Here is a 22,324-nt window from a genome sequence, read left to right on the forward strand (position 1 = left end):
GCTCCTGGAGGTGAGAAAAAGGCGCGGGCAGGAAGCCCGCGCCATGCGGAAAGACGTGTACCGCGGCCGTCAGCTCGACGGCTTGCGCGTCAGGATCGCGGCGAGCTGCGCACCGTTCGGGCTGCCGAGGCCCGTGCAGGCATCCCAGCCCTGCGCGGCCGCGTAGGTCCCGTTCGAGCCGTGCGTGATGTCGCGCAGCGCACCGGGATTCCTGTAGAGCACCGGATTGACCCAGCCGGCGGACGCCCCGCCCGCCGCACTCGCCGCCGCACTCGCCGCCGCGTTGATCCGCGCGATCAGCGCGGCCCACAGCGGCGCGACCGCACTCGTGCCGCCCATCACCGTGGCCGTGCCCGCGATCGACACTTCGTAGCCGGTCTGCGGCGATGCATCGCCGGCGACGTCCGGCACGCCGCGCTTCGCGAGCGGCACGCGGCTGCCGTCGGCCAGCGTCGCGGCAAGCCCCTGCTGCCACACCGGCAGGTCGAACAGCGTACTGACGCCGCCCCCGCCCGCGCCGCCGCCGGCCACCTCGTCGTTCCACGTGACCTCGCTGCGAATGCCCTGCCCGGGCAGCGCGTCGAGCTGCGTGCCGCCGCAGCCGAGCACATACGGGCTCGATGCGGGGAAGTCGACATGATCGGCGCCGTCCTGCAACCCGTCGCCCGAGCCGCTGTCGCCGGAGGCCGCGCACACCGTGATGCCCTGCGCGGCCGCCGCCTGCAGCACGCGGTTGAACGCCTGCGCGGACTGCGCCTGCCAGATCGCCTCCGGGCCGCCCCAGCTGATCGAGATCACCGACGGCTTGTGGGTCCTGTCGCTGACGGCCGCGTTGACGGCCTGGATGAAGCCCGCGTCGCTGTTCGGGGCGAAATAGACGGCGATCTTCGCGGCCGGCGCGATCGCGCCGGCGATCTCGATGTCGAGCGCGACTTCACCGTCCGGGCCGCTCGGATCGCCGGTCGGCGTGTTGCGGCCGGTGCCGACGTTGACGTCGACGAGCGTCGGCGGCTTCGTGATGCCGAGCCCGCGGAAATACTGCTGGATGTCCGCCGCGCGATAGCCGCCGCCGAGCTCGATGATCGCGATGCACTGCCCGGCGCCGTCGCCGGCCGGGAAGCCGTACAGCGATGCGAGCTGGACCGGGGTGAACGTGACGCCCGCCGCGCCGCCGCGCGCGGGCGTGAACGGCGGCCTCAGCCGGAAGTGCGGCCGCGCCTGCGGACGGCTGTCGAGACCGAGCACGGCCGTGACGGCGTCGCCGAGATCGTCGGGCAGCGCGATCGGGCCGGAGCGGCCGCGATACTGGCCGATCGACCGATGCTCGAAGCGCTCGAGCTTGACGCCGAACGCGGCTTCGAACTGCTGGATCGTGCCGGACACCACGACGACGCTTTCGACCGGATCGACGCGATCGACCGTCAGCTGGTGGCGACGCGCGAAGTCCTCGGCCTTGCGAATGTCGTCGGGATTGGCGGAAAAACGTTGCGCGAAGGTTTCGCGCGACACCGGTTTCGCTTGCGCGTCGCCGGTGGCGAGCTGGTGAAGCAGCGTATCGAGTTGCCCTTCTTCCTGCCGCCGCAACATGATCGTGACGTGGATGCGTTCTGCCGGATCGCACGGCCCGAGGCACTTGGACTCGGCGACGATTCGGGGTTCACGGTCGGCGTGAAGATGCCTTGCCATGTTCAGACCCTCCTTGGTACCGCGTTGCACGGAACAGCCAGGAAATCGGACAGGGCCGGCGGGAGACGGTTCCGTTCGGTCGTTCGGGTTCGCGACAGCGCGAAGTAACAGGGAGTTTAGATCAGTCAGACGATTTGCGCGCACGCCCTTCTGCGGCGGGGCGCATGCGCGGGCCGGCATTGCGCGCGGCCCTCGTCGGATGCGGCGACGCGCCGCGCGACCTGCGCCGGCGCAGCGCCGCGGCGCCACTCAGTCCATCGACAGGCGCAGCGCAAAGCCGATCAGCGCCGCGGAAAACGTCCAGCGCTGCACCGTCTGCGCGAGCGGATGCGCACGCATCCACGCGGCGATCCGCGACGCGCCGAACACGCACGCGAGGTCGAAGCACACGCCGGCCGCCACCAGCAACGCGCCCAGTTCGAACATCTGCAACACCACCGGCCCGGCCTCGGGGCGCACGAACTGCGGCAGCAGCACCGAGCAGAACAACAGTGCCTTCGGGTTCAGCAGGTTGGTGAGCAGGCCCTTCACGAACGACTGCCGCAACTCGCCCGCCGTGGCCGCCGCGTCGCCGTCGCCGAGCGCGAACACGGGCGAACGGAACACCTGGATCGCGACATACGCGAGATACAGCGCGCCGCCGTAGCGGATCACTTCGTACAGCCACGGCGCGCTGCGGATCAGCGCCGCGACACCGCAGGCGGACAGCGTCACGTGCGCGGTGCGCGCGAGCGACAGGCCCGCGGCGGCCGCCATTCCCGGCCGCACGCCGCGGCCGATGCTGGTCTGCAGCACGAGCGCCATGTCCGGCCCCGGCACCGCGTAGATGGCCGCCAGCGCGGCGAGATAAATCAACAGCAAATGCGTGGAAATCATGGTCTGCCCCTCTCCTCTTACGGCGATATGTTGCCGCTGGAGCGCGAGGGATTATTGGCCATCTTTGGCTCAGGATTGGCGATCCGTAGGGGAATCCGCCACAATCGTCGAATCCGCATCAGGAATCCGCCATCATGACCGAACTCGACAAAACCGACCGCGCCATCCTTGCCGCGGTGCAGCGCGACGGCCGCCTGCCGATCGCCCGCCTCGCCGACACCGTGGGCCTCTCCGAGACCCCTTGCGCGCGCCGCCTGAAGCGCCTCGAAAACGACGGCTACATCGAGCGATACCGCGCGCAGCTGTCGCGCCAGGCGCTCGGCTACGGCGTCGTTGCGTTCGTGCTCGTGCGGTTCGCGACGCACGACCGCAAGACCGCCGACCGCTTCGAGCGGGAAGTGCTCGGCATCGAGCGGATCCTGGCGTGCCACAACGTGGCGGGCACCGCCGATTATCTGCTGCAGGTCGTGGCGCGCGATCTCGACGATTACGGCACGTTCCTGCGCGAATCGCTGCGGATGCTGCCGGGCGTGACGTCGATCGAATCGGCGCTGTCGCTGCGCGAGGTCAAGCACGACGCGGGGCTGCCGGTGCCGTGATGCCGGCACGTGCACGGTTCACGCAAGCCGGGCCCGACACCCGTTTCGTCACTTCGACGCCCGTCGATGTGGGCCGCGCCGGATCGCGCCGCCGCAACACTCGTTCACATTGTCGATGCCGGCCGGCTACGCGATGTCGGTCGGCTGGTGCGCGCGTTCCAGATCTTCGAGAAACGCTTCCACGAGCGGATTGCCGCGCCCGTTGCGGGCGACGACCATGTGGAACGTGACGTCGTAGCGCAGTTGCTCCGGATTGAGCGGCGCGAGCAGCCCCTGCGCGACGTAGGGCGCCGCGAAATGCTGCGGCAGGTAGCCGAGGTGGTGGCCGGACAGGATCAGCAGCGCGACGGCCTCCATGTTGTCGGCCGTCGCGGTCACGCGGTCGGGCGTCGTCGACATCTGCGCTTCGGGCAGCGGATACGAGCGCCACGCCCATTCGAAGCCCGCGACGTCGGCCGGCGTCAGCGCGCCGGCGCCGTCGAACAGCGGATGGCCGCGCCCGCAGTACGCGACCTGGCGCTCGATGAACAGCGGCGTGTAGTGCAGCGACGGCACCCGGTGCCAGAAGTAGCCGACCGCGATCTGGATCTCGTCGCTCAGCAGCTTCTCCTCGAGATCGCCCGGCGCGCGCACGGAAATCGAGAAGCGCACGGCCTCGTCGCGCGTGCGGAACGCGGCGATCGCCTCGGCGATCCGCGCGTTCTGGCTCACCGGCGTATGGCCGATCAGGCCGATGTGCAGCGTGCCGACCAGCTGGCGATCCATGTGCCGCGCGGCCATCCCGAATTCGTCGAGCGCCGCGAGCAGCTTGCGGCTCATCGCGTGGAACCGCTCGCCCTTCGGCGTGAGCCGGAAACCGCTGCGGCCGCGCTCGCAGAGCCGGTAGCCGAGCCGCGTCTCCAGCGACGAAAGCTGCGCGCTGATCGTCGACTGCCCGACGTTCAGCACGGCCTGCGCGGCCGACACGCCGCCCGCATCCGTGACCGCGAGAAACACGCGGATCAACCGCAGATCGAGGGTCGACAGATTCCCCAGCACGTTCATCCCCTTCCATACATCGATGAAAATCGATGTTTACGTCGATATCTTCGCATTCTTCTTTCCCGGCGGAGCGCGTAAAACTGTGCGCCAGGCCGCGTCGCATGATACGGCAACCCCACATCGGAAGAGACAGCCCATGAACGACCACACCCATTTCCAGCCGCTCGGCGGCAATGAAATGCCGCGCTGCGGCGGCATCGCGACGATGATGCGCCTGCCGCACGTGGCGAGCGCCGAAGGCCTCGACGCCTGCTTCGTCGGCGTGCCGTTCGACCTCGGCACCTCCAACCGCACCGGCGCACGCTTCGGCCCGCGCCAGATCCGCACCGAATCCGTGCTGCTGCGCCCGTACAACATGGCCACGCGCGCCGCGCCGTTCGATTCGCTGCAGATCGCCGACATCGGCGACGTCGCGATCAATCCGTACAACCTGCACGATTCCATCGCGCGCATCGAAGCCGCGTACGACGCGATCCTCGAGCATGACTGCAAGCCGATCACGCTGGGCGGCGACCACACGATCGCGCTGCCGATCCTGCGCGCGATCCACCGCAAGCACGGCAAGGTTGCATTGATCCACGTCGATGCACACGCCGACGTGAACGACACGATGATGGGTGAAAAGATCGCGCACGGCACGCCGTTCCGCCGCGCGGTCGAGGAAGGCCTGCTGCACGGCGACAAGGTCACGCAGATCGGCCTGCGCGGCACCGGTTACGCGGCCGAGGATTTCGACTGGTGCCGCGAGCAGGGCTTCCGCGTCGTCCAGGCCGAGGAATGCTGGAACAAGTCGCTCGCGCCGCTGATGGAAGAAGTGCGCGCGCGCGTCGGCGATACGCCCGTCTACATCAGCTTCGACATCGACGGCATCGACCCGGCCTACGCGCCGGGCACCGGCACGCCGGAAATCGCGGGCCTCACAGTGCCGCAGGCGCTCGAGATCATCCGCGGCGCGAAAGGGCTGAACATCGTCGGTTGCGATCTCGTCGAAGTCGCGCCGCCGTACGACCCGTTCGGCACCACGGCGCTGCTCGGCGCGAACCTCGCCTACGAGCTGCTGTGCGTGCTGCCGGGCGTCAAGTACCGCGACTGACTCCCGCGCCACCCCCTATTCCAAAATCAAAGGATTCCAGAGGAGCACATATCAAGATGGGGACTTCCGTCAAGCAACCCAAACGGGCCGCACTCGCGTCGTTCGTCGGCACCACGATCGAGTGGTACGACTTCTATAGCTACGCGACCGCCGCCGCCATCGTGTTCGGGCCGCTGTTCTTTCCCGGCGAAAACCGCTTCATCAGCCTCCTCGCATCGTTCGGCTCGTTCGCGGTGGGCTTCTTCGCACGGCCGCTCGGCGGCGTGATGTTCGGCTATCTCGGCGACCGCTTCGGCCGCAAGCGCTCGCTGCTCGCGACGCTGATGCTGATGGCGGTGTCGACGGTCGCGATCGGCCTGCTGCCGACCCATGCGCAGGCCGGTGTGATTGCACCGGTCCTGCTCGTGCTGATGCGGGTGCTGCAAGGCATCGCGGTCGGCGGCGAATGGGGCGGCGCGGTGCTGCTCGCCGGCGAGCATGCGCCGGAAGGCAAACGCACGTTCTTCGCGTCGTTCGCGCAGCTCGGCAGCGCGAGCGGCCTGATCCTGTCGATGCTCGCGTTCGGCGCGATCAGCACGCTGTCGAAGGAAGACATGATGAGCTGGGGCTGGCGCGTGCCGTTCCTCGCGAGTTCCGTGCTGCTGATCGTCGGCTTCGTGATCCGCGCGAGCGTGTCCGAATCGCCCGAGTTCGAGGAAGTCAGGAAGAGCGGCAACATCGCGCAAAAACCGCTGCGCGAGGCGCTCAAGTACTGGCCGCTGCTGCTGCTCGCGATCGGCGCGAACGTGTACGGCATCGCCGGCGTGTATTTCAGCAACATCTTCATGATCAGCTACGCGACGCAGTTCCTGTCGCTCGACCGGTCGATGGTGCTGCATTGCATGACGATCGTCGCGGTGCTGCAGTTCGTCGTGCAGCTCGCGGCCGCGTTCCTTGCGCAGCGCTTCGGCACCACGCGCGTGCTGCTGATCACCGGCGCATGGGCCGCGATCGTCCCGTTCGTGATGCTGCCGCTCGTGCACATGGGCACGCCGCTGTCGATCACGGTCGGCGTCGGCCTCGCGACGCTCGCGGAGTCGGGCTACTACTCGGTGGTCGCGGGCTTCGTCAGCGGCATCTTCGTCGCACGCATCCGCTACACGGCGATCTCGATCGCGTACCAGGTGTGCGGCGCGCTCGCCGGCGGCCTCACGCCGCTCGTCGCGACCATCATCGCGCAGAACACCGCGCCGCAATGGTGGCCGCTCGCGCTCCAGTACACGAGCGCCGCGCTCCTGTCGTCGCTGTGCGTGTGGCTGATCTCGCGCCGCGTCAGCATCGACGATGCCGGCGCGCCCGGCAAGACGAACGAGCCGCTGCCGCGCGGCGCACGCACGGCATAACGCAAGTGCTCGCATGACGCAAAACGGCCCGCTTCCGCGGGCCGTTTTTTTGCCGTCCGATCTTCGATCGCAACGGCGGCGTGCAGGGCGCTCGCTGCGTTATTGCACCTGACTGCGCAGCGTCTTCGCGGCAGCGACCATGTTCGTCAGCGCCGGAATCACTTCCGCCCACTGGCGCGTCTTCAGCCCGCAGTCCGGATTGACCCACAGACGCTCCGCCGGAATCCGTTCCGCCGCCTTCCTCATCAGGCCGACGATATGTTCCTGCGTCGGGATGTTCGGCGAGTGAATGTCGTACACGCCCGGCCCGATCTCGTTCGGATACTTGAAGTCGTCGAACGCGTCGAGCAGCTCCATGTCCGAGCGCGAGGTCTCGATCGTGATCACGTCCGCATCCATGTCGGCGATCGACGCAATGATGTCGTTGAACTCCGAATAGCACATGTGCGTATGGATCTGCGTGTCGTCCTGCACGCCGTTCGCGGTGATGCGGAACGACTCGACCGCCCACTTCAGGTACGCGCCCCATTGCGCGCGGCGCAGCGGCAGCCCTTCGCGCAGTGCAGCCTCGTCGATCTGGATCACGCGCACGCCGGCCTTCTCGAGATCGAGCACTTCCTCGCGGATCGCCAGCGCGAGCTGGTAGCACGACACCGAGCGCGGCTGGTCGTCGCGCACGAACGACCAGTTCAGGATCGTCACGGGGCCGGTCAGCATGCCCTTCATCGGCTTGTTCGTCAGCGACTGCGCATACGTGATCCATTCGACCGTCATCGCCTTCGGGCGGCTGATGTCGCCGAACAGGATCGGCGGCTTCACGCAGCGCGAACCGTACGACTGCACCCAGCCGAACTGGCTGAACGCGTAGCCGTCGAGCTGCTCGCCGAAGTATTCGACCATGTCGTTGCGCTCGGCTTCGCCGTGCACCAGCACGTCGAGTTCCAGTGCTTCCTGCTCGCGCACGCTGCGTTCGATTTCAGCCTGCATCGCGGCCCGGTAGCCCGCATCGTCCAGCGCACCGGCCTTGAACTGGCTGCGCGCGTGACGGATTTCGCCGGTCTGCGGGAACGAGCCGATCGTCGTCGTCGGGAACGCCGGCAGCTTCAGGCGTGCCGACTGCTTCGACGCACGCTGCGTGTAGGGGCTCACGCGGTTGCCCAGCTGCGCGTCGATGCGGGCGATCGCGGCCCTCACCGCCGGGTTGTGCACGCGCGGCGAGCGGCGGCGCGAATGGATCGCGGCAGCGTTCGCGGCCAGTGCATCGGCCACCTTGGCGCGGCCTTCGTTCAGCGCGGTCGCGAGCACCTTCAGCTCGTCGAGCTTCTGCAGCGCAAACGCGAGCCACGAGCGGATTTCCGCATCGAGCTTCTCCTCGCTCGCGAGATCGACCGGCACGTGCAGCAGCGAGCACGACGGGGCGAGCCACAGGCGATCGCCCAGTTGCTTCGCGAGCGGTTCGAGCCAGTCGAGCGTCGCGTTCAGGTCTGTCTTCCAGATGTTGCGGCCGTTGATCGCGCCAACCGACAGCACGCGCTCGGCCGGCAGTTCACGCACCAGCGCGTCAACTTCGTCGCGTGCGTTGATCGCATCGACATGCAGGCCGTCGACCGGCAGCGAACTCGCGAGCGCCAGGTTGTCCTGAAGCTGGCCGAAGTAGGTGGCGAGCAGCAGCTTGATGCGGCGCGTTTCCAGCGCCGCATAGGCGGTGCGCAATGCCTGACGCCACTCGGCGTCGAGTTCGGTGACGAGAATCGGTTCGTCGATCTGCACCCATTCGACGCCCTGCGCGGTCAGCGTGTCGAGCAGCGCGCCGTACACGGGCAGCAGCTTCGGCAGCAGCGCGAGGCGGTCGGAATCGTCCTTCGCCTTGCCGAGCCACAGGTACGTGACGGGGCCGAGGATGACCGGCTTCGCGGCCACGCCCTGCGCCTGCGCTTCCGCCAGTTGCTGGAGCAGGCGCGACGGGTCGAGCGAGAAGTTCGTGTCCGCGTGGAATTCCGGCACGATGTAGTGGTAGTTCGTATCGAACCACTTCGTCATTTCACCGGCGGAGACCCCACCGCAGCACGCCGCATGCTCGTCCGCCGACTGCGCCGAACGGCCGCGCGCGACGCGAAAATAGTTGTCCAGCACATCGCCGTGGAAACCCTGCACGCGCTTCGGCAGGTTGCCGAGCGTGAAGCTCATGTCGAGCACCTGATCGTAGAACGCGAAGTCGCCGATCGGGGCCAGGTCCAGGTCGCGCTGGTCGTTCCAGTGACGCTTGCGCAGCTCGGCGCCGAGCGCCTTCAGCTCGTCGCGCGACGATTCGCCCTTCCAGTAGCGTTCGAGACCGAACTTGAGTTCGCGCTTCGCACCGATGCGCGGGAAACCGAGGTTGTGTGTCGTGACCATGAGCTGCCGTCCAGAAGAAGTGAAGATCCGGCAGCCATCATAGGGATTTCATTCCATGAAATAAAATGGCATTATTTCATTCATCCATTAAATCTGTTCATGCATCCGTTGCACGAGCGATATCCATGCTGGAACGATTCCATCTCGTCGTGATCCGTGAAGTCGAGCGCCAGGGCTCACTGACCGCGGCCGCCCACGCGCTGCACCTCACGCAATCGGCACTCAGTCATACCGTCCGGAAAATCGAGCAGCAGCTCGGCACGCCGATCTGGGATCGGGAGGGCCGCGGCCTGCGGCTCACCCAGGGCGGGCAGTATCTGCTGAAGCTGGCGAACCGGCTGCTGCCGCAGTTCGAGCTCGCCGAGGAGCGGATGAAGCAGTACGCGAAGGGCGAGCGCGGCACGCTGCGCATCGGGATGGAGTGCCACCCGTGCTACCAGTGGCTGCTGAAGGTCGTGTCGCCTTACCTGTCGCGCTGGCCCGACGTCGACGTGGACGTGAAGCAGCGCTTCCAGTTCGGCGGCATCGGCGCCCTGTTCGGCTATGACATCGACGTGCTCGTGACGCCCGATCCGCTGAACAAGCCGGGCCTGCGCTTCGACCCCGTGTTCGACTACGAGCAGGTGCTGGTGGTCGCCGATTCGCACCGGTTCGCGAACGCCGATTACGTGACGCCCGAACAGCTGACCGACGAGATCCTGATCACCTATCCGGTCGAAACCGACCGGCTCGACATCTACAACCAGTTCCTGACGCCGGCCGGCATCGTGCCGAGGCGGCACAAGTCGATCGAGACGACCGACATCATGCTGCAGATGGTGGCGAGCGAGCGCGGCGTGGCCGCGCTGCCGAGATGGCTTGCCGACGAATACGCCGACCGGATGCCGGTCGTGCCGGTCAAGCTCGGCAAGAAGGGGATCGCGAAGCAGATCTTCCTCGGCATCCGCGAAGCGGACGCATCGATCGACTATCTGGCCGCGTTCGTCGCGCTGGCGCGCGAATCGACGGGGAGCGCGCCACGCATGCTGCGCTAGGCGTGCCCCGTTGCCGTGCGCGTCAGGCGGCGCGCATGCCGATGCGCTCGCCGCGCTCGACCCATGCGCCGAACAGCAGGCCGATCGTCGTCCACATGATCACCTGCATGCCGATGGCCGCCACGCGGAACTTCCACAGCAAGGCCGCCGGGAAATCGGCCGGCAACTCGCTGACAGACGGCAACCCGATCTGCACGGCCGCGATGATCGCGACGAACACGAGCCCGGCGACGATCGACGCGTTCCACTGGCCGAGCTTCGCCAGCAGATGGCGGCGCACGCTGACCGAGAACACCATCGTCGCGACGGAGATCGCGATCATCAGGAAGAACAGGCCCGTGCGATAGCCGATCGTGTCGGGGTCGCCGACCGACGGCGGATTGGCCGGGTACTTGAGGTTCGGCACGATCACGAGCGCGATGAACGCCGCCAGCGCGAGCCACGCGGCCAGCGGACGGGCCGGGAGGCGGCTGCCTCGCCCGTAGGCATACGCGAAGACCAGCGAGAACAGCCCGCCGAATGCCGCGCCATAGGTCACGACGCCCGTCAGCAAGCCGAGGCCGGCCTGCGTGTGGCGGCTGACCAGCTCCGGCTCCGGTGCGTCGCCCTTGGCGGCGTCGGCTTTTTCTTCAAAAGAGATTGCCTGATCGACTTGCGGTTCGCCGACGACCTTCGCGAAACCGAACGTGAGGAGGCCTGCGGCGATGCCTGCGAGCATCCCGCGCATGAGCAGCTTTCCGACCATCGTGAACTCCGCGTCAGTGGCAGGGGAAGCCGAGCAGGTGGCGGCCGTCGTGGACGAATTCGTGGACGTACATGCCCGGCACGAGCGACGTCGCACCTTGTTCCGCGCCGACGAAATAAAGCGCGAGCAACAGGATCAGGCCGACGAACACGGCCCACGGCAACAGTTCACGGACGGGGATGGGCGCCGGCACGACCGCCGGCTTCAGCACTGCTTCGCTCATGGATGCACCTCAGGGGAATCGCGCCCCGACAAATGTTGGATGGGTACGAAGGCAGGTCTGGCTTCCGGGATCATCGATCACCGGTTACAGTGGCGCGACCGCGCCGGGCTTGCACCGGCTTCCGCGCTTCGTATCGGGCGAATTGTACGCGCGAACGTTCGCGTATTGAAGAAGCGCTGCCAGGCGGACACGTGCGTCCGTCCCGGATCATCCGAAAACCGACATGAACATGCCTACCTCGCTGCGCCTGATCGCACACGCATCGACCCGGGCGATGCGCACCGGCGCGTTTCCCGACGACGATCCGCTCGATACACGCGGGCTCGCCGAAGCCGCTGCGCTACGCGGCCGGTGGGCAGGTACCGCCGGCGCGCTCCTGCTGTGCAGCCCCGCATGCTGCGCGCGGCAGACCGCCGATGCGCTCGGACTTCATGTCGACATCGACGACGCACTGCGCGACATCGATTACGGCAACTGGCGAGGCCAGCGCCTGCACGACCTCGCACGCGACTTGCCGGACGAACTGGATGCGTGGATCGCAGACCCGTCGGCGTCGCCGCACGGCGGTGAATCGTTCGAAGCCGCCATGCACCGCGTCGGCACATGGTTGAACGGGCTGCGGCAAGATCGCGACATCGTCGCAATCACGCATGCGCCAATCGTCCGCGCGGCCATCGCCCATGTGCGGCGGATGGATTCGAAGGCAGCGGCCCGCATCGACGTCGCGCCGCTGTCCTGCACGACGCTTGTTGCGTCACCGAACGGATGGACGTTGAGCGCGGACCGCAACGCGTAGAGCGCCATTGCGCTCACTATGTGGACGACGATGCGGGCCGGCACGTCACGTTGCGCATACACGCCTTCAATCGCCTTACACGTCGGCAAGACACGCCGTTCGTGGTCCCGACTGTCATCAAACTGACTGCTGGCCGCAGATAGGATCGGACGCGGTTCCCTCACGAGATGGCGTCATGAATCAACCTGCTTCGTCCGCACCGAACAACCCGGGCTCCGTCGAACGCACCAGACAGGTCGGCTATGCCGTCTTCCTGCTGGTGCTGGCGCTCGGCGCGCTCTATATCGCCACGCACCTGATCGACGATCTGTCGCCGATCCGCGAAGGCAAGCTGTTCCCGTACCTGCTGCTCGGCGCGGCGCTGCTGATCGCGCTCGGCTTCGAATTCGTCAACGGCTTCCACGACACCGCGAACGCGGTCGCCACCGTGATCTATACGCACTCGCTGACGCCGAACGTCGCGGTGATCTGGTCCGGCATGTGGAACTTCCTCGGCGTGATGGTCTCGAGCGGTGCCGTTGCGTTCGGCATCCTGCAGTTGCTGCCGGTCGAGCTGATCCTGCAGGTCGGCAGCGGCGCGGGCTTCGCGATGGTGTTCGCGCTGCTGATCGCCGCCATCGTGTGGAACCTCGCGACCTGGTATTTCGGGTTGCCGTCGTCGAGTTCGCATACGCTGATCGGTTCGATCATCGGTGTGGGGCTGATGAACCAGCTGATGCACGGGCCGTCCGGCACGAGCGGCGTCGACTGGGGCCAGGCGCTCGGTGTCGGCAAGTCGCTGCTGTTCTCGCCGATCGTCGGCTTTCTGTGCGCAGCGCTGCTGCTGCTCGTGCTGAAGACGCTCGTGCGGGTTCCGGAGTTGTACAAGGAGCCGCCGAAAGACCAGCCGCCGCCGTTCTGGATTCGCTGCCTGCTGATCCTGACCTGCACGGGCGTGTCGTTTGCGCACGGGTCGAACGACGGGCAGAAAGGGATGGGGCTCATCATGCTGATCCTGATCGGCACGGTGCCGACCGCCTATGCGCTGAACAAGGCCGTCACGCCGGCCGAGACGCAGACCTTCGTGGCGGTCGCGAACCAGGCGGCCGCGACGTTCGGGAAGTACACGAACGGCGTCGCGCCGTCCGCGAACCCGCGTGCCGACGTCGAGCGCTACGTGCAGCATCGCGAACTGACGCCCGCGGTGCTGCCGGCCGTCCAGCAGTTGTCGACGTCGCTCGCGACCGCGGTCGGCACGTCGGGCTCGATGGCAGCCGTGCCGCAGCGCGACGTCGACAACGTGCGCAACACGATGTATCTGGTATCCGAAGCAATCCGCCTGATCGAGAAGTCGGGTCAGCCCGCGTTCGCGGCCGACGACAAGCTGGCGATCGACAACTATCACAAGCAGCTCGACCACGCGACCAAATTCATTCCGACGTGGGTGAAGGTTGCCGTCGCGATCGCGCTGGGCCTCGGCACGATGGTCGGCTGGAAGCGGATCGTCGTGACCGTCGGCGAGAAAATCGGCAAGCAGCATCTGACGTACGGACAAGGCGCATCGGCCGAACTCGTCGCGATGCTGACGATCGGCGCCGCCGACGTGTACGGATTGCCCGTGTCGACGACACACGTGCTGTCGTCGGGTGTCGCGGGGACGATGGCGGCGAACGGCTCCGGGCTGCAGTGGAGCACGGTGCGCAGCCTCGTGCTCGCGTGGGTGCTGACGCTGCCGGCGTCGATCGCGCTTGCTGGCGGGCTCTACTGGTTGTTCCGGTCGGTGGCTTGATTCACGTTGCGACGGGCGGCCGGTGTGAGCCGGCCGCCCGTCGTGGAAGATTCGCCGCTCGCTTCTTCGCTTCTTCGCTTCTTTGCACTGATACGTCGCCGCCTTCGATGTGTCCGTGCGCGTCCCGTGCCTTTCCCTCTTGCTTCCGGATTGAAGCGCAAGATCTGGAGCGCATCGGCAAACGAACGTCGCTAGACTGGGTTCATCAACTTTCTTCGTGGCTCCAACCGTGCACGCAATGCTTCCGGGCATTCCGCTCGACTCGGCGCCACATCGCTGACGAACCAAGGGACGCCCGTGAACATCGCCGATCTGCAACCTGCCGTCGAATCGCCGGACATCGCACAACGCGTCGACGCCATCGACTGGCCGACTGTCGGCGCCGAGCTCGATCGCTATGGATGCGCGCCTGTGCCAGGCCTGATTTCGACGAACGAATGCGATGCGCTCGCGTCGCTCTATCCACGGGATGCGCTTTATCGTTCACGCGTCGTGATGGCGCGGCACGGATTCGGCCGCGGCGAATACAAGTATTTCGCGTACCCGCTGCCCGCGGTCATTGCCGAGCTTCGCACGACGATCTACCCGCATCTCGCACCCATCGCGAATCGCTGGAACCAGGCACTCGGAATCGACGTCCGCTATCCGAACGACCACACGACATTCCTCGATCGCTGCCGGGCGGCGGGGCAAACGCGACCGACGCCGCTGATCCTGCAATACGGTCCCGACGACTACAACTGTCTCCATCAGGATCTTTATGGCGAGCACGTGTTTCCGCTGCAGGTCGCGATCCTGCTGTCGGCGCCGGGCCGCGATTTCACGGGCGGGGAATTCGTGTTGACGGAACAGCGGCCACGCATGCAATCACGGGCGGAAGTGGTGCCGCTGATGCAAGGCGACGCGGTGATCTTCGCCGTGCATGGCAGACCCGTGCAGGGGACGCGCAGCGTCTATCGCGTCAACCTGCGCCACGGCGTGAGCCGGATTCGCAATGGCCACCGCCACACGGTCGGCATCATCTTTCATGACGCGCAGTGACGGCAGCGAGGACGAGCGTGGTGCCGTCCCGACGTTCGTCACGCGGATGATTTCTGGTTCACGCTGGGAGCACCGCGCTACGCTACTGCCCGCACGCCCGCAGCAGCGACAAAGGGCCGACTGCGCTGACCGTCAGGCCATCGCAACCACCACAACGGATCGACGTTTCGGGTGAGCGACGAAAAACAGTCGCGCTCACCTGTCGCGGTGCAAATTGGATGCGTCGTTCGACCTACCCTCGCGCCACACTCGCCCGCAGCCGATCGCCTGCATCGGAAGCCAGCCGCGCATAACCCGGCAACGTCAGTAGCGCGAGCACGCCGGCCGCGACGAATGCCCAGCGGAAATCGTCGAGCACGTAATGCATGCCGGCGGCATCGCCGCGCACCAACGCTGCGAGCCGCAGCGACAATGCACCGAACGCGATCCCCATCCCGATCGTCATCTGCTGTGCGGCACTCCACAGCGTGCTGGCTGCACTCGTCTGATGCGCCGGGATATCCGCATAGGCGAGTGTCGCGAGCGTCGTGAACTGCATCGACCGCGTGAGTCCGTAGACGAATACGACGAGCAGCGTGATTGCCAGAGGCGTCGACGCGGTCAGCCAGCCGCACGCAATCGTGAAGATGCCGACAATTGTCACGTCGACGAGTGCAACGCGCCGGAAACCATATCGGTCGAGAATCCACGACGTTCCCGCCTTCATCCCCAGATTGCCGAGCGCACTCGCGAGCAGCAACAGGCCGGACTGGAACGGCGACAACCCGAAGCCGATCTGGAACAACAGCGGCAGCAGGTACGGCACGGCGTTGATCGCCATCCGCGTGATCGAGCCGGAGATCACCGTCACCGAGAAGGTCGGCACCTTCAGCGTGGTGAAGTCGAGCAGCGGATGCGCGCAGCGTCGCGCATGCCACCACGCGGCCACGCCGAACAGCACGCTCGCCCCCACCAGGACGCCCGCGCGCGTGAAGTCGACGTCCTGCTGGCCGGCCGCTTCGGTACCGATCAACAGACAAGTCAATGCACCACCGGCCAGCACGAATCCAGCCCAGTCGAGCGGCCGTTGCTCGTCAGCCCGCGTGTTCCGGACGATCAGCCAGGTACAGACAAGCGCGGCAATACCGAACGGGACGTTCAGCAGGAAGATCCAGCGCCACGACGCATAGGTCGTGATGAAGCCGCCGATCGGCGGCCCGACGACCGGCGCGACGATGCCCGGCCACGTGATCGTCGCGATCGCTCGCATCAGTTTCGCCTTCTCGGTGCTGCGCACGACGATCATCCGTCCGACCGGCACCATCATCGCCCCGCCGACGCCCTGCAGCAGCCGTGCAGCCGTGAACGTCACGACACCTTCGGACAGCCCGCACAGCACCGACGCACCGGTAAAGACGACGATCGCACTCGCGAATACCGTACGCGATCCATAGCGGTCCGCGATCCAGCCGCTGATCGGGATGAACACCGCCAACGCGAGCATATAGGCGGTCATCCCGAGGCTCAGCGCGTTCGGACCGACACCGAACGAACGCGCCATTTGCGGCAGCGCGGTCGCGATCACGGTCGTGTCGAGGTACTCCATGAAGAACGTTGCGGCGACGAGATACGGCAAGAAGTCGGTCGTCCGACTACCTTGGGCAGGGCTGTCAGTCATGAACTGTGCGAGAGGCGGAATACGGGAGGATACCGACCGCCAGCGGACGCCTGAAAGCACTGGGAATCGGGACGAATGGCGATATTACCCCGAAGGGCCTGCTCCCCGCTCTGCAGCGCATGCCGTGCGAACGGACTTTATGCGCATAGATTTTTATGACGATTTCGTGGTGCGTTCGCAGAAGGGTGCACGCCGATCAGGTCGACAGGGCTCGTCGAAAGACCGGCGGATGAAGCAGGGCATTTTTGCCAGAAGGCGACATTTATCGACCATCTTCGACGAACGTCGCGCATCGTCGATCATCAAAACATCGCCACGGGATGTATCGACATCGACCGGACGCTGACTGAAAGTGGATCGGCGTGGTCCGCAGAGAACGTACCGAGGATATCAACGATGCTTGGCGGCGGATTGCTCGGGGATGGCAGATCCTGATCCACGACCGTCGGCGGTCTCGGCTCCGGCCGCAGTATTGCTTGGCCTGTGCCGTGCATTTCCGTCGCTGGAATGCAAAAACCCCCGCCTGTTCGGGCGGGGGTTTCTGGCTTAGGGAGCCTGACGATTACCTACTTTCACACGGGAATCCGCACTATCATCGGCGTAGAGTCGTTTCACGGTCCTGTTCGGGATGGGAAGGGGTGGGACCGACTCGCTATGGTCATCAGGCAAAGAGGGTTGTCCTGCTGGCGTGGCCAACAGAACCAATCTGGGAAGAAGCAGTAATTAGGTTGTGTGTATCACACACGAGAATCCAACATGTCGCTCTGGATCTTGCGGCCGGTGCTTTCACACGGCGCCGATCTACAAGGCAGACTTGTTATAGGATCAAGCCTTACGGGCAATTAGTATCAGTTAGCTGAACGCATTACTGCGCTTACACACCTGACCTATCAACGTCCTGGTCTCGAACGACCCTTCAAGGGGATCTAGTCCCCAGGGATATCTCATCTTAAGGCGAGTTTCCCGCTTAGATGCTTTCAGCGGTTATCTCTTCCGAACATAGCTACCCGGCGATGCCACTGGCGTGACAACCGGTACACCAGAGGTTCGTCCACTCCGGTCCTCTCGTACTAGGAGCAGCCCCCTTCAAATATCCAACGCCCACGGCAGATAGGGACCAAACTGTCTCACGACGTTTTAAACCCAGCTCACGTACCTCTTTAAATGGCGAACAGCCATACCCTTGGGACCGGCTACAGCCCCAGGATGAGATGAGCCGACATCGAGGTGCCAAACACCGCCGTCGATATGAACTCTTGGGCGGTATCAGCCTGTTATCCCCAGAGTACCTTTTATCCGTTGAGCGATGGCCCTTCCATACAGAACCACCGGATCACTATGACCTGCTTTCGCACCTGCTCGACTTGTCGGTCTCGCAGTTAAGCACGCTTATGCCATTGCACTATCAGCACGATTTCCGACCGTACCTAGCGTACCTTCGTACTCCTCCGTTACGCTTTGGGAGGAGACCGCCCCAGTCAAACTGCCTACCATGCACTGTCCCCGACCCGGATCACGGGCCAAGGTTAGAACCTCAAACAAACCAGGGTGGTATTTCAAGGACGGCTCCACCGAAACTAGCGTTCCGGTTTCATAGCCTCCCACCTATCCTACACAGATCGGTTCAAAGTCCAATGCAAAGCTACAGTAAAGGTTCATGGGGTCTTTCCGTCTAGCCGCGGGTAGATTGCATCATCACAAACACTTCAACTTCGCTGAGTCTCGGGAGGAGACAGTGTGGCCATCGTTACGCCATTCGTGCAGGTCGGAACTTACCCGACAAGGAATTTCGCTACCTTAGGACCGTTATAGTTACGGCCGCCGTTTACCGGGACTTCAATCAAGAGCTTGCACCCCATCATTTAATCTTCCGGCACCGGGCAGGCGTCACACCCTATACGTCCACTTTCGTGTTTGCAGAGTGCTGTGTTTTTATTAAACAGTCGCAGCCACCAGTTTATTGCAACCCCTTCACCCTCCTGGCGCAGGCCAGTCAAGCTACAAGGGCGTACCTTATCCCGAAGTTACGGTACCAATTTGCCGAGTTCCTTCTCCCGAGTTCTCTCAAGCGCCTTAGAATACTCATCTCGCCCACCTGTGTCGGTTTGCGGTACGGTCATCGTTAGACTGAAGCTTAGAGGCTTTTCTTGGAACCACTTCCAATTGCTTCGCTTCCGAAGAAGCTCGCGCCACACCCTTGAATTACGCACCCGGATTTGCCTAAGTGCCTTCTCCAATGCAGCGACCGGGACTTCCAACACCCGGACAACCTTCCGCGATCCGTCCCCCCATCGCATCTAACAATGGTGCAGGAATATTGACCTGCTTCCCATCAGCTACGCATTTCTGCCTCGCCTTAGGGGCCGACTCACCCTACGCCGATGAACGTTGCGTAGGAAACCTTGGGCTTACGGCGAGGGGGCCTTTCACCCCCTTTATCGCTACTCATGTCAGCATTCGCACTTCCGATACCTCCAGCACCCTTTACAAGGCACCTTCGCAGGCTTACGGAACGCTCTCCTACCATGCGTGCAAGCACGCATCCGCAGCTTCGGTATATAGCTTAGCCCCGTTACATCTTCCGCGCAGGACGACTCGATCAGTGAGCTATTACGCTTTCTTTAAAGGGTGGCTGCTTCTAAGCCAACCTCCTGACTGTTTTAGCCTTCCCACTTCGTTTCCCACTTAGCTATATTTGGGGACCTTAGCTGGCGGTCTGGGTTGTTTCCCTCTTGACACCGGACGTTAGCACCCGATGTCTGTCTCCCGTGATTGCACTCTTCGGTATTCGGAGTTTGCTATGGCGGGGTAATCTGCAATAGACCCCCCAACCATGACAGTGCTCTACCCCCGAAGGTGAGACACGAGGCACTACCTAAATAGTTTTCGGAGAGAACCAGCTATTTCCAGGTTTGTTTAGCCTTTCACCCCTATCCACAGCTCATCCCCTAACTTTTCAACGTTAGTGGGTTCGGACCTCCAGTACGTGTTACCGCACCTTCATCCTGGCCATGGATAGATCACCTGGTTTCGGGTCTACGCCCAGCAACTGAACGCCCTATTCGGACTCGCTTTCGCTACGCCTGCCCTATACGGTTAAGCTTGCTACTGAACGTAAGTCGCTGACCCATTATACAAAAGGTACGCCGTCACCCCTTACGAGGCTCCGACTGTTTGTATGCATGCGGTTTCAGGATCTATTTCACTCCCCTCCCGGGGTTCTTTTCGCCTTTCCCTCACGGTACTGGTTCACTATCGGTCGATCACGAGTATTTAGCCTTGGAGGATGGTCCCCCCATCTTCAGACAGGATTTCACGTGTCCCGCCCTACTTGTCGCACACCTAGTTCTTTCATACTGTTTTCGCCTACAGGGCTATCACCTGCTATGGCCGCACTTTCCAGAGCGTTCGGCTAACAATACAAATAAAGAGTGCAAGGCTCATCCCATTTCGCTCGCCACTACTTTGGGAATCTCGGTTGATTTCTTTTCCTGCGGTTACTTAGATGTTTCAGTTCACCGCGTTCGCTTCACATGGCCTATGTATTCAGCCATGGATACTCCAAAAGGAGTGGGTTTCCCCATTCGGACATCTACGGATCAAAGCTTGTTTGCCAGCTCCCCGTAGCTTTTCGCAGGCTACCGCGTCCTTCATCGCCTGTGATCGCCAAGGCATCCACCACATGCACTTGTTCGCTTGACCCTATAACGAGTCTGTCTCATCGACAGTCGCTACAGGTTGAGTTCTCGCGTTGTGCCGTATTCCAATTGAGTCAAACTTAGAGTTCGAATCATCTTGAGATACATCGATACAATCACAACCCGGATAGTTTCCACGTCCATCTCAAGACGCTTCCGCTATCCAAATTACTTACTTCTTCCAGATTGTTAAAGAACGACAGCCGATACTTTCGTACCGCTCTGACTGGCTCAATCGCCAATGCAAAATTCTCGGTTCATCATATGAACCAAGCACTTAGCGTTGGTGATTGGTGGAGGCAGACGGGATCGAACCGACGACCCCCTGCTTGCAAAGCAGGTGCTCTCCCAGCTGAGCTATGCCCCCATTGAGTACAGATACCCTCAGGTGTTAGCCGGTCGGCTTGGGGTACTCGTAAGCGCTAAAGCGCTAACGATCACCGACACGTCAGACAATGGTGGGTCTGGTTGGATTCGAACCAACGACCCCCGCCTTATCAAGACGGTGCTCTAACCGACTGAGCTACAGACCCCTGAGTCTGTCTTTAATTTACAGCCGATAAGCGTGAGCGCTCAACTTTGCGAGATAGCTCTGGAAAGGAGGTGATCCAGCCGCACCTTCCGATACGGCTACCTTGTTACGACTTCACCCCAGTCATGAATCCTACCGTGGTGACCGTCCTCCTTGCGGTTAGACTAGCCACTTCTGGTAAAACCCACTCCCATGGTGTGACGGGCGGTGTGTACAAGACCCGGGAACGTATTCACCGCGGCATGCTGATCCGCGATTACTAGCGATTCCAGCTTCATGCACTCGAGTTGCAGAGTGCAATCCGGACTACGATCGGTTTTCTGGGATTAGCTCCCCCTCGCGGGTTGGCAACCCTCTGTTCCGACCATTGTATGACGTGTGAAGCCCTACCCATAAGGGCCATGAGGACTTGACGTCATCCCCACCTTCCTCCGGTTTGTCACCGGCAGTCTCCTTAGAGTGCTCTTGCGTAGCAACTAAGGACAAGGGTTGCGCTCGTTGCGGGACTTAACCCAACATCTCACGACACGAGCTGACGACAGCCATGCAGCACCTGTGCGCCGGTTCTCTTTCGAGCACTCCCGCCTCTCAGCAGGATTCCGACCATGTCAAGGGTAGGTAAGGTTTTTCGCGTTGCATCGAATTAATCCACATCATCCACCGCTTGTGCGGGTCCCCGTCAATTCCTTTGAGTTTTAATCTTGCGACCGTACTCCCCAGGCGGTCAACTTCACGCGTTAGCTACGTTACTAAGGAAATGAATCCCCAACAACTAGTTGACATCGTTTAGGGCGTGGACTACCAGGGTATCTAATCCTGTTTGCTCCCCACGCTTTCGTGCATGAGCGTCAGTATTGGCCCAGGGGGCTGCCTTCGCCATCGGTATTCCTCCACATCTCTACGCATTTCACTGCTACACGTGGAATTCTACCCCCCTCTGCCATACTCTAGCCTGCCAGTCACCAATGCAGTTCCCAGGTTGAGCCCGGGGATTTCACATCGGTCTTAGCAAACCGCCTGCGCACGCTTTACGCCCAGTAATTCCGATTAACGCTTGCACCCTACGTATTACCGCGGCTGCTGGCACGTAGTTAGCCGGTGCTTATTCTTCCGGTACCGTCATCCCCCGACTGTATTAGAGCCAAGGATTTCTTTCCGGACAAAAGTGCTTTACAACCCGAAGGCCTTCTTCACACACGCGGCATTGCTGGATCAGGCTTTCGCCCATTGTCCAAAATTCCCCACTGCTGCCTCCCGTAGGAGTCTGGGCCGTGTCTCAGTCCCAGTGTGGCTGGTCGTCCTCTCAGACCAGCTACTGATCGTCGCCTTGGTAGGCCTTTACCCCACCAACTAGCTAATCAGCCATCGGCCAACCCTATAGCGCGAGGCCCGAAGGTCCCCCGCTTTCATCCGTGGATCGTATGCGGTATTAATCCGGCTTTCGCCGGGCTATCCCCCACTACAGGACATGTTCCGATGTATTACTCACCCGTTCGCCACTCGCCACCAGGTGCAAGCACCCGTGCTGCCGTTCGACTTGCATGTGTAAGGCATGCCGCCAGCGTTCAATCTGAGCCAGGATCAAACTCTTCAGTTTAAACCTGTTACTGTTTTCGGTTCGGTTAAGAACCGGTCGCTCACTCAAAGCTGACAGGAATATGAATCACTTCATAAACCTGACTTACTTTAGTGTGAGACTCTTGATACTTTTGCTATCTGACCCGAAGATCAGCTCGCTTCCATCAAGCGCCCACACTTA

14 protein-coding genes, 2 tRNA genes, 3 rRNA genes and 1 riboswitch are annotated in these 22,324 nt (G+C 63.1%); of the genes, 7 read left to right on the plus strand and 12 right to left on the minus strand.

All coding sequences use genetic code 11. The features are described from left to right. Positions 1–69: 69 nt before the first annotated feature. Positions 70–1,686, minus strand: a complete 1,617-nt coding sequence (locus APZ15_RS22920) for a S53 family peptidase (RefSeq protein WP_027790531.1) — start codon at positions 1,684–1,686, stop codon at positions 70–72. A 249-nt stretch (positions 1,687–1,935) separates the two neighbouring features. After that, positions 1,936–2,562: a LysE family translocator gene (locus APZ15_RS22925; RefSeq protein ID WP_027790530.1), complete on the minus strand. Its 627-nt coding sequence runs from the start codon at positions 2,560–2,562 to the stop codon at positions 1,936–1,938. 134 nt (positions 2,563–2,696) lie between these two features. Here APZ15_RS22925 and APZ15_RS22930 point away from each other — a divergent pair, with 134 nt between their 5' ends. After that, on the plus strand, positions 2,697–3,161 hold the full coding sequence (locus APZ15_RS22930; RefSeq protein WP_027790529.1) for an Lrp/AsnC family transcriptional regulator: 465 nt from the start codon (positions 2,697–2,699) through the stop codon (positions 3,159–3,161). 126 nt (positions 3,162–3,287) lie between these two features. Here the strand turns inward: APZ15_RS22930 and APZ15_RS22935 are convergent, their stop codons facing one another. Further along, on the minus strand, positions 3,288–4,199 hold the full coding sequence (locus APZ15_RS22935; protein WP_027790528.1) for a LysR family transcriptional regulator: 912 nt from the start codon (positions 4,197–4,199) through the stop codon (positions 3,288–3,290). A gap of 139 nt (positions 4,200–4,338) precedes the next feature. Between APZ15_RS22935 and speB the strand changes: the two genes are divergently transcribed. Further along, on the plus strand, positions 4,339–5,295 hold the full coding sequence (speB, locus tag APZ15_RS22940) for an agmatinase (protein ID WP_021161147.1): 957 nt from the start codon (positions 4,339–4,341) through the stop codon (positions 5,293–5,295). A 56-nt stretch (positions 5,296–5,351) separates the two neighbouring features. After that, entirely contained in the window at positions 5,352–6,677 is a 1,326-nt protein-coding gene (locus tag APZ15_RS22945) for an MFS transporter (protein WP_027790527.1), read from the plus strand. Between the two features lie 99 nt (positions 6,678–6,776). On the opposite strand, the gene metE is transcribed toward APZ15_RS22945, so the two are convergent. Further along, the gene (gene metE, locus APZ15_RS22950) at positions 6,777–9,071 is read right to left on the minus strand and encodes a 5-methyltetrahydropteroyltriglutamate--homocysteine S-methyltransferase (protein ID WP_027790526.1); all 2,295 of its coding nucleotides are present in this window, start codon (positions 9,069–9,071) and stop codon (positions 6,777–6,779) included. Between the two features lie 125 nt (positions 9,072–9,196). On the opposite strand from metE, the gene APZ15_RS22955 reads away from it, so the two are divergent. Further along, positions 9,197–10,105, plus strand: coding sequence for a LysR family transcriptional regulator (locus tag APZ15_RS22955; RefSeq protein ID WP_027790525.1), 909 nt, complete (start codon positions 9,197–9,199; stop codon positions 10,103–10,105). A gap of 22 nt (positions 10,106–10,127) precedes the next feature. Here APZ15_RS22955 and APZ15_RS22960 read toward each other — a convergent pair whose 3' ends face one another. Next, positions 10,128–10,850, minus strand: coding sequence for a CbtA family protein (locus APZ15_RS22960; protein ID WP_027790524.1), 723 nt, complete (start codon positions 10,848–10,850; stop codon positions 10,128–10,130). Between the two features lie 13 nt (positions 10,851–10,863). Continuing rightward, positions 10,864–11,073, minus strand: coding sequence for a CbtB domain-containing protein (locus APZ15_RS22965; protein WP_006488502.1), 210 nt, complete (start codon positions 11,071–11,073; stop codon positions 10,864–10,866). A 33-nt stretch (positions 11,074–11,106) separates the two neighbouring features. Beyond that, positions 11,107–11,248: riboswitch (cobalamin riboswitch) on the minus strand. A 48-nt stretch (positions 11,249–11,296) separates the two neighbouring features. Here APZ15_RS22965 and APZ15_RS22970 point away from each other — a divergent pair. The 3 genes from APZ15_RS22970 (at position 11,297) to APZ15_RS22980 (ending at position 14,678) form a co-directional block, all read left to right on the plus strand. Next, positions 11,297–11,869, plus strand: a complete 573-nt coding sequence (locus APZ15_RS22970) for a histidine phosphatase family protein (protein ID WP_027790523.1) — start codon at positions 11,297–11,299, stop codon at positions 11,867–11,869. 175 nt (positions 11,870–12,044) lie between these two features. Continuing rightward, complete coding sequence (locus APZ15_RS22975; protein ID WP_027790522.1) at positions 12,045–13,637, plus strand: inorganic phosphate transporter; 1,593 nt, start codon at positions 12,045–12,047, stop codon at positions 13,635–13,637. Between the two features lie 297 nt (positions 13,638–13,934). Beyond that, entirely contained in the window at positions 13,935–14,678 is a 744-nt protein-coding gene (locus APZ15_RS22980) for a 2OG-Fe(II) oxygenase (protein ID WP_027790521.1), read from the plus strand. Positions 14,679–14,910: 232 nt separating this feature from the next. On the opposite strand, the gene APZ15_RS22985 is transcribed toward APZ15_RS22980, so the two are convergent. The 6 genes from APZ15_RS22985 to APZ15_RS23010 all read right to left on the minus strand — a co-directional run bounded on the left by APZ15_RS22985 (position 14,911) and on the right by APZ15_RS23010 (position 22,162). Continuing rightward, positions 14,911–16,335, minus strand: coding sequence for an MFS transporter (locus APZ15_RS22985; RefSeq protein WP_027790520.1), 1,425 nt, complete (start codon positions 16,333–16,335; stop codon positions 14,911–14,913). A 553-nt stretch (positions 16,336–16,888) separates the two neighbouring features. Next, positions 16,889–17,001: ribosomal RNA gene (gene rrf / locus APZ15_RS22990) — 5S ribosomal RNA — on the minus strand. Between the two features lie 155 nt (positions 17,002–17,156). Further along, a 23S ribosomal RNA gene (locus APZ15_RS22995) occupies positions 17,157–20,037 on the minus strand. A 287-nt stretch (positions 20,038–20,324) separates the two neighbouring features. Continuing rightward, positions 20,325–20,400 (minus strand) — tRNA-Ala (locus APZ15_RS23000). An 89-nt stretch (positions 20,401–20,489) separates the two neighbouring features. Beyond that, positions 20,490–20,566, minus strand: a tRNA-Ile gene (locus APZ15_RS23005). A gap of 63 nt (positions 20,567–20,629) precedes the next feature. Then, positions 20,630–22,162: ribosomal RNA gene (locus tag APZ15_RS23010) — 16S ribosomal RNA — on the minus strand. The 16S, 23S and 5S rRNA genes sit together here with 2 tRNA genes alongside, the layout of an rRNA operon. Between the last annotated feature and the right edge of the window lie 162 nt (positions 22,163–22,324).

Origin of the sequence: Burkholderia cepacia ATCC 25416 (assembly GCF_001411495.1) — a bacterium.
In the GTDB taxonomy this organism is placed as follows: domain Bacteria; phylum Pseudomonadota; class Gammaproteobacteria; order Burkholderiales; family Burkholderiaceae; genus Burkholderia; species Burkholderia cepacia.

Excerpts from the sequence above, each read along its gene's own strand:
- APZ15_RS22920 (WP_027790531.1), bottom strand. The coding sequence starts at position 1,686 with ATGGCAAGGCATCTTCACGCCGACCGTGAACCCCGAATCGTCGCCGAG.
- APZ15_RS22925 (WP_027790530.1), bottom strand. The coding sequence starts at position 2,562 with ATGATTTCCACGCATTTGCTGTTGATTTATCTCGCCGCGCTGGCGGCC.
- APZ15_RS22930 (WP_027790529.1), top strand. The coding sequence starts at position 2,697 with ATGACCGAACTCGACAAAACCGACCGCGCCATCCTTGCCGCGGTGCAG.
- speB (WP_021161147.1), top strand. The coding sequence starts at position 4,339 with ATGAACGACCACACCCATTTCCAGCCGCTCGGCGGCAATGAAATGCCG.
- APZ15_RS22945 (WP_027790527.1), top strand. The coding sequence starts at position 5,352 with ATGGGGACTTCCGTCAAGCAACCCAAACGGGCCGCACTCGCGTCGTTC.
- metE (WP_027790526.1), bottom strand. The coding sequence starts at position 9,071 with ATGGTCACGACACACAACCTCGGTTTCCCGCGCATCGGTGCGAAGCGC.
- APZ15_RS22955 (WP_027790525.1), top strand. The coding sequence starts at position 9,197 with ATGCTGGAACGATTCCATCTCGTCGTGATCCGTGAAGTCGAGCGCCAG.
- APZ15_RS22960 (WP_027790524.1), bottom strand. The coding sequence starts at position 10,850 with ATGGTCGGAAAGCTGCTCATGCGCGGGATGCTCGCAGGCATCGCCGCA.
- APZ15_RS22965 (WP_006488502.1), bottom strand. The coding sequence starts at position 11,073 with ATGAGCGAAGCAGTGCTGAAGCCGGCGGTCGTGCCGGCGCCCATCCCC.
- APZ15_RS22970 (WP_027790523.1), top strand. The coding sequence starts at position 11,297 with ATGAACATGCCTACCTCGCTGCGCCTGATCGCACACGCATCGACCCGG.
- APZ15_RS22975 (WP_027790522.1), top strand. The coding sequence starts at position 12,045 with ATGAATCAACCTGCTTCGTCCGCACCGAACAACCCGGGCTCCGTCGAA.
- APZ15_RS22985 (WP_027790520.1), bottom strand. The coding sequence starts at position 16,335 with ATGACTGACAGCCCTGCCCAAGGTAGTCGGACGACCGACTTCTTGCCG.